Origin of the sequence: Rhizobium sp. BR 315, from assembly GCF_050577975.1 — a bacterium.
Lineage (GTDB): Bacteria > Pseudomonadota > Alphaproteobacteria > Rhizobiales > Rhizobiaceae > Rhizobium > Rhizobium miluonense.
In genome coordinates, this window is sequence record NZ_JARWKZ010000016.1 from 1 (window position 1) to 12377 (window position 12377).

General features: G+C 59.6%; 10 protein-coding genes and 1 pseudogene. 3 read left to right on the forward strand and 8 right to left on the reverse strand.

Annotation, left to right across the window (positions count from 1 at the left end):
* Both QD409_RS17120 and QD409_RS17125 read right to left on the reverse strand, forming a co-directional pair.
* Positions 1–191, reverse strand: a pseudogene (locus QD409_RS17120) (IS110 family transposase); the annotation flags it as partial.
* A gap of 59 nt (positions 192–250) precedes the next feature.
* Entirely contained in the window at positions 251–1234 is a 984-nt protein-coding gene (locus tag QD409_RS17125) for a TIGR03571 family LLM class oxidoreductase (protein WP_430763208.1), read from the reverse strand.
* Between the two features lie 87 nt (positions 1235–1321).
* Between QD409_RS17125 and QD409_RS17130 the strand changes: the two genes are divergently transcribed.
* Positions 1322–2239, forward strand: a complete 918-nt coding sequence (locus QD409_RS17130; protein ID WP_092853030.1) for a LysR family transcriptional regulator — start codon at positions 1322–1324, stop codon at positions 2237–2239.
* A gap of 150 nt (positions 2240–2389) precedes the next feature.
* Here QD409_RS17130 and QD409_RS17135 read toward each other — a convergent pair whose 3' ends face one another.
* Positions 2390–3787: a helix-turn-helix domain-containing protein gene (locus tag QD409_RS17135; protein WP_430763209.1), complete on the reverse strand. Its 1398-nt coding sequence runs from the start codon at positions 3785–3787 to the stop codon at positions 2390–2392.
* Between the two features lie 142 nt (positions 3788–3929).
* On the opposite strand from QD409_RS17135, the gene QD409_RS17140 reads away from it, so the two are divergent.
* Entirely contained in the window at positions 3930–5522 is a 1593-nt protein-coding gene (locus QD409_RS17140; RefSeq protein WP_092853171.1) for an isocitrate lyase, read from the forward strand.
* A 230-nt stretch (positions 5523–5752) separates the two neighbouring features.
* On the opposite strand, the gene QD409_RS17145 is transcribed toward QD409_RS17140, so the two are convergent.
* A complete protein-coding gene (locus QD409_RS17145; RefSeq protein WP_245298100.1) occupies positions 5753–6172 on the reverse strand; it encodes a hypothetical protein in 420 nt (139 codons plus the stop codon).
* Between the two features lie 298 nt (positions 6173–6470).
* On the opposite strand from QD409_RS17145, the gene QD409_RS17150 reads away from it, so the two are divergent.
* Positions 6471–7076: a Pr6Pr family membrane protein gene (locus QD409_RS17150; protein ID WP_245298143.1), complete on the forward strand. Its 606-nt coding sequence runs from the start codon at positions 6471–6473 to the stop codon at positions 7074–7076.
* Positions 7077–7168: 92 nt separating this feature from the next.
* On the opposite strand, the gene QD409_RS17155 is transcribed toward QD409_RS17150, so the two are convergent.
* The 4 genes from QD409_RS17155 to QD409_RS17170 form a co-directional block, all read right to left on the reverse strand.
* Positions 7169–8356 carry a galactarate dehydratase gene (locus tag QD409_RS17155; RefSeq protein ID WP_092854627.1) on the reverse strand — a complete coding sequence of 396 codons (1188 nt, stop codon included), beginning with the start codon at positions 8354–8356 and terminating at the stop codon, positions 7169–7171.
* Positions 8357–8484: 128 nt separating this feature from the next.
* Positions 8485–10206, reverse strand: a complete 1722-nt coding sequence (locus QD409_RS17160; protein WP_092854628.1) for an ABC transporter ATP-binding protein — start codon at positions 10204–10206, stop codon at positions 8485–8487.
* Positions 10207–10213: 7 nt separating this feature from the next.
* Positions 10214–11335, reverse strand: coding sequence for an ABC transporter permease (locus QD409_RS17165; RefSeq protein WP_430763210.1), 1122 nt, complete (start codon positions 11333–11335; stop codon positions 10214–10216).
* Positions 11336–11344: 9 nt separating this feature from the next.
* On the reverse strand, positions 11345–12331 hold the full coding sequence (locus QD409_RS17170) for an ABC transporter permease (RefSeq protein ID WP_092854632.1): 987 nt from the start codon (positions 12329–12331) through the stop codon (positions 11345–11347).
* Positions 12332–12377 lie beyond the last annotated feature (46 nt).

Genomic DNA, 12377 nt, shown 5'->3' on the forward strand with positions numbered 1-12377 from the left:
CGGCCAGAGCGCAACGTCTTGCCGCTACTGTCCTGCACCACCAGATGGCTGTAGGATTTGTGGTAGTCGACACCGATATGGTAATCATAAGAGGCAGTCATGCTTCCAACTCCCTTGTTGAGATCTTCAAAACCCCAATAAGGTAAGCCGAAAGGCTGGAGGTGTGACTGTCCCTCGATCATCATCTGCATCTCAGTGATCCGTTCTATCCGTGGAGGCCGCCTCTTTCATGTCACCTCCTTTGAAAACGTCAGGCGGCTTTGGCCGCATTGCACTGGTTGAGCGCCGGCATGATGTCGGACGCGATTTCATCGAGAACTTCGGCCGGCGCGCGCCGCGACTGCCGAAGGTTGATCGCGAGATGGTCGACGCCTGCGTCGGCCAGCGCCCGGAAATGGGTAAGAATGGCGTGACGGCCTCCCCGAGCGCCGAAGCGGATCGGCATGAGCGGTGCTGAGGCGTCGCTGTCGAGATCGAGGTGGAACGCGCTGATGAAGGCTGCGCGGTCCGCCGTCGCTTCCGCCCAGCCTGCGGCCTGGGCACGCAGGCGATCGACACCGTTCGGATAGACGAAGCGGCCATCCATATATGCCGCAAGCCAGGCGTCTTCCTGCTGGGCCTGACCGGCGACCACCAGAGGAATGGTTGACTGCGCCGGCCGGGGCAGAAGGTCGAGCTGCGGAACGCGTTTGCCATTGACGGGCAAACCGCCGAGCTGCCAGGCGGCGCGGATATACTCCACCGTCTGCCTGAACATCTCGCCGCGCTTTTCGAAATCGAGCCCGAGAAGCGGGTATTCGACAGGCCGGTCGCCCGAAGCGACGCCGAGGATCAGCCGGCCATTCGACAGCGCGTCGACGGAGGCTGCCGCCTTGGCGATCATCATCGGATGGCGGATCGGCAACACGACCGCGGCCGTGCCAAGCGCTATGCGCCGGGTGATGCCGGCGAGATAGCCGAGCAGGACGAAGACGTCGTGGATGGAGCCGGCGTCGCCCATATTGACCTGATCAAAGACGGGGACGTCGCGCATCCATACCGCCGAGAAGCCGAGGTTTTCGGCTTTGCGGACCAGATCGGCCTGGGCGCTAAGATCCGGAACGCCATGCGGGCGGCCCGAGGCGACGCGGCGTGCTTCGCCGGCCGGCGACCAGTCATTATCAAGCGGCAATTCGATGCCGAGGGTCATGCGTTTGGGAACGCGGATGAGGTCGAGTGCGGATGTGTTTGTCATGAGGGATTAAATAAAGCGCCGGTTCGGGCTTGATAATCCGTCCGATTTCCACATCATTTGTGAAATAAAATCATAGATGAGGCGGCCATGGACAACCGGACCGGAGAGATGCAGGTGTTCCTGCGCGTGGTGGAGACAAGGAGTTTTTCCGAAGCGGCACGGCTGCTGCGCATGACTCCGTCGACCGTCAGCAAGCTGATCTCGCGCGTGGAGGCACGGCTCGGCGTGCGCCTTGTCGAACGCTCCACAAGGCGCTTGTCGCTGACCGCCGAAGGGCAAATCTATTACGAGCGCAGCCAGGCGCTCCTCCAGGACCTCGATCTGATCGAGCGGGAGCTGTCCCAGGGGGCTGCCGCGACTGACGGCACGATCCGGGTCAACGTCTCGGTTGCGCTCGGAGTACTGGGCCTGGAGCCGCTATTGCCGGAATTCTGGGGCGCCTATCCCAATATCGTTATCGATCTCTCGTTGTCGGACGAGATCGTCGATCTTTATCTAGACCGGACCGACATCGCGTTCCGGGTGGGACGGCTCCCCGATTCCGGCATGGTCGCCCGTCACATCGGCACGGCTCGCCGAAAGATCGTGGCTTCGCCTGCCTATCTCGACCGATACGGGACACCGCGCAAGGTCGAGGATCTCTCCCGGCACAATTGCCTGGGTTTCAACTTCCGTCGTCTCGCTCCGGTCTGGCCGCTCAAGGAAAGCGGGCGGATCGTCGACCGCGTGGTGAAGGGCTCGCTGCTTGCCAATAATGGCGAGACGGTCAGACGCATGGCGCTCGCCGGTGTGGGGCTGGCGCGCATGGGTGACTATCATGTGCGAGCCGACCTTGCCGCCGGTCGTCTGGTCGAGGTTCTCTCCGACGCCATCGAGCCCGATCAGGAAGAGATACACGCCGTCTTTCTCGGCGGCGCGCGAATGCCCCAACGCGTCCGCGTCTTCCTCGATTTCATCGTGCCGCGTCTCCAGCGCTTTCTCAGCGAGGAAGCAGTCTCGCTTTAAGAAAATGTGCCGGAAGTTTCTGCGATGATCTCGCCCTTTGGGATATCGGATGGACGTGAAGGCCATGACGTTCTCGTCTGACAATGTATCGTCGGCCATGGAGAGGTATCCCGATCCTCAGATTCGGCGAAGCGGTGCGGTTCCATCGCCCTATGAATCGGAAAAACCGAAAGGCGCTTCAGGCCGGCGGAACGTGTCGGCGAGAATTTGCCGGCCAATGGGTGGCTCCGAGCGTGAGGTGCACGCCGTCCTATGACAGAGACGGCAGGCAATTCCGATTGGCGTTGGAGAATTTGCCTGCTGGTGGTTGCGGCTATAGACGAGCCGTTCGGCATATTGAGCCTCGCAGACCAGGGCGACCGCTCTCTCGACGGTCGCCATATTATAACCTCCGCCCCCGGAGGTCACCGTGCGCGCGATCGAAAAGAAGCGCTGGCCGTCCGGCAATTCGAGCCACTGGGTCACGATCCGGCGCGGGGTGGTGAAAACCTGATGAACGCTCCACAGCGGACAGCCTCCGCCATGGCGGGCAAAGGGAAAGGTACCGCTGTTCAGCCGTTTTGAAACATTGCCGGCGGCATCCACGCGGATGAAGAAAAAGGGAATGCGCTCCTGTCCCGGCTTCTGCAGCGTCGTCATACGATGTGCCGTCTGCTCGAAGCTGGTACCGAACTGCCGCGACAGCATGTCAATGTCATAGCGCCGGTTCTCGGCGGCTCGGGCGAAGGCCGCATAGGGCATGATAATGGCGGCGGCGCAGTAGGCCGCCAGCGCCCTATGTGCCAGCCGACGGCTATTGTCATTCTCGAATTTGGCTTCATTGACCGCCGCCTGAATGTCCTGCTCGAATTCCAGGTAGGCAAGCTGTTGCGCCAATTGGAAATTCTGGCTGGCGACATCAAGCGCTTCATCCAGCAGCAGGTCTTTTCGGTGCCAGTCGAGCCGTCGCAGCGAGCCGGTCATGACATCGGACGGCATGCGCCGGACGCGCAGACCGTGCTGTGTTTTCAGATAGGCGACAAGCCCGCCCGTTTCGGCGATTTTGGCAGACAGTTTTTCGGAGGTAGCATCGAGCAGCGGGAAGCAGTTCCTCCGCGCTGAAAGGAAGTTGCGAACCGCAGCCACCGGATCGCCGGCGATGCCGTCTTCCAACGCTCCCTGCCTGTAATCGGCGATGGCGAATTGCTCCTCCTTATAGGCCGCGTGAAGCCGCAGCATGGCTTCCGCAAAGCCGGGAAAGCTATGGGCGACATCGGTAATTTCCAGCGAGCCAAAATCGATATCCGCCAGGATCGGATCGCGCACCACCGCCTGCAACCGGCTTGCCAGATCAGGCCCCGCATCATTGGCGAATTCATTGAAATCAATCTTGTAGGCCTTTGCCAGCCGCAAGAGCGTTTCGGCGGTAACGGGCCTTTGGTTGCGCTCCATCAGCGCGATATAGGACGGTGATATATCCAGATCCGCGGCCATGTCCGCCTGTGTGAGGCCCAGGTCGCGCCGCAGGCGACGCAGCCGCGGTCCAAGATAGACGCCTTGCTTTTCCACGCGATCTCCTCCCAGTGCAGCGGCATTACAACATTACAAGATATCTTTGTAAAGTTTGACACGTTGACTTCGTTTGCTCTCCCATGAGGGAAAATCCCGTCATATGTCTTTTGCATCGCAACATGACGAATTTGGAGGAACCATGTCGTACGAAAGCTTGATCGAAAGCGCCGGGAAGCTGATCGGGTCGAACCCGCAATGGACTGGGGTTACGGCTGAAGCGGTCGCCCGCATGCGCCTGCAGAACCGGTTCCGCACAGGCCTGGACATCGCCCGCTACACGGCCGCCATCATGCGCAAGGATATGGAAGCTTATGATCGCGATCCGGCGAAATACACACAATCGCTCGGCTGCTGGCACGGTTTTATCGGTCAGCAGAAGATCATTTCCATCAAGAAGCACTTCGGTTCCACCGAACGTCGCTATCTCTATCTCTCTGGCTGGATGGTCGCAGCATTGCGATCGGAGTTCGGCCCGCTGCCGGACCAGTCGATGCATGAGAAGACTTCCGTTCCGGCGCTGATCGAGGAGCTCTATACCTTCCTGCGCCAGGCCGATGCACGTGAGCTCGGCATGCTCTTCCGCGAGATGGACAAGGCACGCGCCGCCGGCGAAGGCGTCCGCGAAGCCAATCTCAAGCATCAGGTCGCCAATTTTCAGACGCATGTCGTCCCGATCATTGCCGATATCGATGCGGGCTTCGGCAACGCCGAGGCGACCTATCTTCTTGCCAAGAAGATGATCGAGGCCGGTGCCTGCGCCCTGCAGATCGAAAACCAGGTGTCCGACGAAAAGCAGTGCGGCCACCAGGACGGCAAGGTCACGGTTCCGCACGAGGATTTCGTCGCCAAGATCCGCGCCTGCCGCTACGCCTTCCTCGAGCTCGGCGTCGATGATGGCGTCATCGTTGCCCGCACGGATTCGCTCGGCGCCGGCCTGACGAAGCAAATCGCTTTCAGCGCCAGAGAGGGAGATATCGGCGACCAGTACAATTCTTTCCTTGATTGTGAGGAGATTGCCGATGCGACAAGCCTAAACGGCGATGTCGTCATCAATCGCGGCGGCAAGCTTGTCCGGCCAAAGCGGTTGCGTTCCAACCTCTTCCAGTTCCGCCCGGGTACGGGTGAAGACCGCTGCGTGCTCGATTGCATCAACGCCCTGCAGAACGGCGCCGATCTGTTGTGGATCGAAACGGAGAAGCCTCATATCGAGCAGATCGCCGGAATGGTCGACCGGGTGCGCGAGGCCATTCCCAATGCGAAGCTGGTCTACAACAATTCGCCTTCGTTCAACTGGACGCTAAACTTCCGCCAGCAGGTCTTTGACGCGTGGAAGCAGGGGGGCAGGGACGTTACGGCTTATGATCGAGCCAGGTTGATGAGCGTAGAATATGATGAAACCGAGCTGGCGGCCGAGGCGGACGAAAAGATCAGAACTTTCCAGCGGGATGCAGCCGCCCGCGCTGGCATCTTCCATCATCTGATCACCCTTCCGACCTATCACACGGCGGCTCTCTCGACCGACAATCTGGCCAAGGAGTACTTCGGCGACCAAGGCATGCTCGGCTATGTCGCCGGGGTTCAGCGTCAGGAAATCCGGCAGGGCATCGCATGCGTCAAGCACCAGAACATGTCCGGCTCCGACATCGGTGACGACCATAAGCACTACTTCTCCGGCGAGGCTGCGCTAAAGGCCGGTGGCGAGCACAACACGATGAACCAGTTCGCAGCGTGATCGACGCAACCTCTCGAGGGCCGGCATCGCACGGCCCTCGAGAACTTGCACTGCAAGAAGTCGCGTGAATACGAACTCGGAAACAAACCGATGCAGCCAGCCCCAGCATGTAGCCGGGCTGTTTTGCGCAGGAAGACTTCGCATTCTAACGCTCGGCCTGCCGCCAGCTCAATCCTTCCCCATAACCCGGGTAAAACCCACCTAAGCCATAGCGCCTATCTGATCGAACTCTATTTGGGGTCCTCATAGTTATAAAGTGCGCACATTTCAGCGCTGCTCTTGGGCGCGCGCTTGCTCGTGAAGACGGCAATTGCCGTCATTTCCGATCCACCAGCCCACGACGCGACGAAAGTGACGTCGCCGGAGCCGCAGAGTTGATTGCCATTCTGCAACTCCGGATCGGCGGGTTCTTTGACGCGATAGACCGATGCCGGCACGGTTCGGCCATCGACGCTGAAATGATCGGCGACGAGGTCGGAGAATTCGAGCACCTCGCCATTTTCGAACTTGATGCTGAAATCGTCCAGCCAGACGTCGCCGGTGATGCTCATGGCTGTATTGCTCGTCGCCGTATAGTGATCCGCTTGTTGGGCGGATGCTGCGGACGCGGTGAGGATCGCCAGGAAAGAGGAAAGCAGAAAGCGGCGCATTTTAATCCCTGAGGTAATCGCATGAGCGGTTTTGGTTGAATCATACATCGCATTTTTTGCCCGGAATGCAGAGGCTCATTTTGAGTGGCTTTGCACATAGGTGCCCGACGATCCTCAGCCATCGAGCCGAAAATAGATTCCGATTTTGGAGTTGATGCGCTAGAGACAGGCTCTGTCGATTTGACCGCACGGCCGCGTAAATCTTTTGCTTTTCGTGGGCCGCTCGGTTGCCTTAGAGTTTTGCGAGTCCACGATGTCCATGAGAGCTTCAGTCCGCCTTTACCGCTGGGCGATCGCGTTGCTGGCGCTGTCAGGTGTCGTCATATCATATGTTGCCATTACACCGGCAGCGCATGTCTCGCGATTGACGTTGACGACGAATTTTCTCAGCTACTTTACGATCCAGGCGAACATTCTGTTTGCCGTTGTGCTGCTGTCGGCGGAGATCGCACCGTCATTGGCATTTGGGCGATGGGCGAGCCGTTCCTCGACAAAGACCGCTCTGCTCATATATGTCGGGGTCGCCGGCGGCATCTATGCCTGGCTGCTAAAAGATGTCTGGCATCCGAGCGGCTGGCAGCTGCGGGGCGATCAGATACTTCACTATTGCATCCCTTTATTGGCTGCGTTCGATTGGATATTCCTTGTCGAGCGTAACAGGCTCGACTGGCGCAATGCGATTTGGTGGTTGTTATTTCCGGCGCTCTACTCGGTGTACTCGCTCGTGCACGGTCAATTATCGCGCTTTTATCCCTATCCTTTTTTGGACGTGCGCGACATCGGTCTGCAAGCCGTTCTGATCAATATGGCGTTCCTGGGCGTATTGTTCCTGGCTCTTGGAGGCGTGCTCATTCTGCTTGATCGTGTTGCGGCCAGGTTTGGTTCGCAGACACCGCAAGCTTGACACGCTTGAAATGAAAAAAGCGGCCAAAAGGCCGCTCCTCTCAAATCGATGATAGCAATTCCTGCATTTGTCGGCAGTGCATTCAGAGATCGTCAGGCAAAGGCATAGGATCCGTCGGGACGCTTAGGCACGCGCCGCTGCCAATGGATATAGCCTTCCTCTTCCATCGCCTTTTCGTCCATATCGACGCCCCAGCCAGGTCGATCGGGCCGAAGCTCCAGATAGCCGTCCTTCGGCAGGTAGGGGTCGACGACGTAGCGCGTTTCTCCCTGTCTCTGCTCGACCTCGTTGCCGCCGTAGACATAGGCCTGGCCCTTCGGCAGCCGGTATTCGAGGATCTTGAAGTTCTGCGCGGCGGCCGAGAAATGCACATTGACGGCGGTTGCCAGCGGGCCCATCGGATTGTGTGGAGCAACACCGACGAAATGCGCCTCGGCGATCGTCGCAATGCGCCGCATCTCGCTGATGCCGCCGACGACGCAGATATCGGGCTGGATCAGGTCGGCGCCCTTGACCTGCAGCAGGCGCAGAAACTCATTGCGGTTATAAAGGGATTCACCGGTCGCCAAGACGCAATTGAGGCCTTGCTTCAATTCACCCCACATCTCGATATTCTCTGGCCGAAGGGGCTCCTCGTAGAAGAGCGGATCATAAGGTGCGAGCGCATTGCCGAGCTGACGCGCAGCGACCGGCTCGAAGATCTTGGCGTGCGCATCGAAGGCGATCTCATAATCGTCACGCACGGTTTCGCGCAGCGAGCGGAAGTAGTCGGCCGATGCCTTGACGACATTGCCCCAGCGATGAGCATGCATGTCGATGCGCCATGGGCTGAGCTTGAACGCGGTAAAGCCCCATTCGGCATTCAGGCGATCAAACTCTTCGCGCGCTGCCGGAGCATCCGGTGCGGTATAGACGCCGGCATAGACCTTGATGCGATCACGCACCGCGCCGCCGAGCAGCTTGTAGACCGGAACATTGAGGGCTTTTGCCGAGAGGTCCCAGAGGCAATGGTCGAGCGCGGAGATCGCTGAAAGTCCAAGGGCGCCGGGCGGGAAGCGGCTTTGCTGGATCAGCAGGTTGATGAGATAGTCGATGCGGCTTGGGTCCTGGCCGGCGATAAAGCCATAGAGATAGTCGAGGATCGGCGGCAGTGCCAAATCGGGGCCGTGATTGTAGCATTCGCCCCAGCCGGTCAGTCCGTCATCCGTATCCAGTGCCACGATGACGCGCGGACGATCCTTGTCGCGGGTCATGAATATCCGCATGCGGTCGATCTTCATCTTACTTTCCTTCTATCGATGATTATGGATGCGGCATGGGAGGTGCTGCAGGTCAGGAAATCGTCGCCACGTCGAACCGAAGTCGGATCGGTGGCGAATGCGTTCCGGGGCAATGTCGATCGAGAGCCTCATGCGGCACTGCCGTTCTTCACGGTTTCGGGCTCGACATAGCGGAAGCGCCGCGAACGATCCCGATCGCGAGGATCGGGGCGCGGGATCGCTGAGATCAGCGCTTGCGTATAGGCATGTTCGGGTGCGTTGCAGACCTTGTCGGCATCACCGACCTCGACCAAGCGCCCCTTGTACATGACGCCGACGCGGTCGCACATGTAACGGATGACGCCGATATCGTGGCTGATGAAGATATAGGCAAGACCGAGTTCGTCCTGCAGGCGCATCAATAGATCAAGCACCTGGGAGCGTACGGAAACGTCAAGAGCCGACGTCGCCTCGTCGGCGACGATCACCCGTGGATTGAGGGTTATGGCGCGGGCAATACCGATGCGCTGGCGCTGACCGCCGGAGAAGGCATGCGGATAGCGCTCGCGCGACCTTGGATCGAGCCCGACTTGCTCCATCAGATGGCAAACGCGTTCATCGAGTGCCCGGCCCTTGACAATGCCGTTGACGAGCAACGGCTCACCGATGATCTGCGAGACGGTCATGCGCGGATTGAGGGAGCCGAAGGGATCCTGAAACACCATGCGCAGTTCGCGGCGGGCGGCCGCAAGAGTTGTCCCTTTCGCGCTTGCCAGATCCGTGACGCCGCCATCGGAGCCACGATAAAGGATTTCCCCGGCAGTTGGGTCGATAAGACGCATGATCGAACGGCCCATCGTCGTTTTGCCTGATCCACTCTCGCCGACGATTCCGAGCGTTTCGCGCGGCAAAAGCGAGATCGAGACATCATTGAGGGCGCGGACTTCGCTGAAGGCCATCGACACGTTGCGCAATTCAAGGATCGGAGCCGCGGCTCTGTCGAGCGGCGGGCGTGCCAACCGGATTTCGGCCTTCCTTTCGAGCTTCAGCACCGAGCCGATCAGCATGCGCGTATAATCATCCTTCGGCGCATGGAAGATCTGCTCGACCGGCCCGTACTCCTTGACGACACCATTATGCATGACGAGCACGTCGTCAGCGATCTGGGCGACCACGCCCATGTCGTGGGTGATGAACAGCACCGCCATGCCTTTGGCCTTCTGCAGCCGGGCAATGAGATCGAGGATCTCGGCCTGCGTCGTCACGTCGAGCGCCGTCGTCGGCTCGTCGGCGATCAGGAGCTGCGGCTTGCAGGCAAGCGCCATGGCGATCATGGCGCGTTGCCGCATGCCGCCCGAATATTGAAAAGCGTAGCGGTCTATAGCCCTTTCCGGCGAGGGGATTTCCACCTGTTTCAGAAGCGAGATCGTCTCGGCGCGCGCTTCGGCCTTGCTCATTTTTGTATGGAGGCGCAGTGCTTCCATGATCTGGTCGCCGACCGTGTGGACTGGCGAGAGCGATGCCATCGGCTCCTGAAAGATCATGGCGATGTCGTGCCCGCGGATCGACCTGATCTGGCGCCCGCGCGGGTTGAGCTTGACGAGATCCACCGAATTGCCGCCGGCGCCATTCAGGATGATCGAACCGCCGGTGATGCGTCCGGGGGAATCGACGATCTGGAGGATCGAGCGTGCGGTGACAGATTTGCCCGAGCCGCTTTCCCCGACGACGCAAAGTGTCTTTCCAGACTCGATGGAGAAGGAGAGGTTGTCGACCGCGCGAAATGTGCCGGTTCGCAAGGGAAAGTCGACAGTGAGATTCTTGACCTGCAGCAGCGGGCGGGCGGTACTCATTGAAACGATATCGGTCATGCCCGCCTCATTTGTTGTAGGGATCGGCCGCGTCACGCAGGCCATCGCCGAGAAGGTTCAGAGCCATCACGGCGATGACGACGGCGACCCCCGGCAGGAAGAGCCATGGTGCTGTGGCGATCGAGCGGATGTTTTGCGCCTCGCGCAACAGCACGCCCCAGGAGACGGTCGGCGGCTGCAGGCCGAGCCCTAGGAAGGAGAGGGACGTCTCGGCCAGGATCATCGCCGGCACTGCAAGCGTGATAGAAGCAATGATGTGGCTGGCGAAGCTCGGCAGCATATGGCGGAAGATGATGCGCCCCTCGCTGGCGCCATCGAGCCTTGCTGCAGCGACGAATTCTTCCGTTCGCAGCGACAGGAAACGACCGCGTACGACGCGGGCAAGCTGCGCCCAGCCAGTCAGCGGCAGGATGATTGTGATCATCATATATTGCAGCGCTGCCGGCCAGCCTTGCGGCAGGGCCGCCGCCATGGCGAGCCAGATCGGGATAGTAGGCAGGGACAGCACGAAGTCGATCAAGCGTTGGATGAAGAAGTCGAGCTTTCCGCCGTAATAGCCTGAAATTCCTCCAAGAACGATACCGAGCAGAAGCGAAAAGAACACGCCGACCAGACCGATCGACAGCGAAATCTGTGCGCCTTGGACGGTGCGGCTGAAGACGTCGCGGCCGAGCCGATCGGCTCCGAACAACAAAAGAGGCGTCGATTTGTCCGAGGATGCCAGCAGATGGATGTTGCTCGTGAAGAGACCCAGCACGGAATATTCGTAGCCGCGCCCGAACAGGCTGATGGCGACGCGCTTCGAGGTATCTTCCTTGAAGATTGCCGCGAGCGTTTCCGGGTCGCGAGTCAGCTTCAGCGGGTAGTAGTGCAGCCCGATAGAGAAGCCGTTAGCCGTATCGATGAAATGGACCCTTTGCGGCGGATGGAAGGTTGCGCGCGCGTTTTGCTGATTGGGATCGTTGATCGCAAAGAACCCAGGCAGGATCGCGACGACATACATCACCACGGTGACGACGAGGGCGGCCATGGCGAGCTTGTGGCGGCGGAATGCCCACCAGATCAGCTGCCATTGCGAGGCGACCGCGTTGCGGTCAGGGCGCAGGTTTGTAACGGCAGTATCGGTCATGGGCTGCTCCTATTCCAACCGGATGCGGGGATCGACGAGGGCAAGCAGGATGTCGCTGATGAGTGACCCGATCAGCGTCAGCGCACAGATCAGCAGCACGAAGGCACCGGCGAGATACATGTCCTGCGCCATCAGGGCCTGCAGCAGCAGAGGTGCTGCCGTTGGCAGATTGAGAACGATCGCCACGACGACGGACCCCGAAATGAGATTTGGCAGCAGCCAGGCAATTGTCGAGATGAACGGATTGAGCGCGATGCGCAGCGGATATTTCACCAGCAGCCGGAACTCCGACAGGCCTTTCGCGCGGGCGGTCGTCACATAGGGCTTTGGTAGCTCATCGAGCATATTGGCGCGCATGACGCGGATCAGGCTTGCCGTCGAGGAGACTGCGAGAATGATCACCGGCAACCAGAGATGCGACAGGAGGTTCAGCATCTTGGCGATGCTCCAGGGGGCTGTCTCGAATTCGGAGGAGAACAGGCCGCCGACATCCTGACCGAACTCGACCGCGGCGACATACATCAGCGCCAGCGCCAGCAGGAAGGAGGGGATGGCAAGCCCGAGAAAGGTGAAGGCGGTAAAGAAATAATCGCCGATCGAGTATTTCCTGACGGCGGAATAGACGCCGATCGGAAGCGCGATCGCCCAGGTGGCGATCAGGGTCGCAAGCGCCAGCACGAGCGTCAGCGCCATGCGCTCCCAGATGAGGCCGGAGACGGGCTGCTGCCATTCGAACGAAATGCCGAAATCACCGCGCGAAAGAATGCCCCACATCCATTTGATATATTGGATGATCATTGGCTGATCGAGACCGAAGCGCTCGCGCAATTCCGCGGCCATGTTCTGGTCGATCACTTCATTCGAGGAGGCAAGCGTGGCGATATAAGTGGTCACATAGTCGCCGGGCGGCAGCTGGATCAGCACGAAGGCGAGGAAGCTGATGGCAAACAGGGATGGGATCATCCATAAGAGACGTTTGGCGATAAAGACCAGCATGGCTATTTCTCGCATTGAACGCTGCCTTGGGCAGCTTCGCATGAAG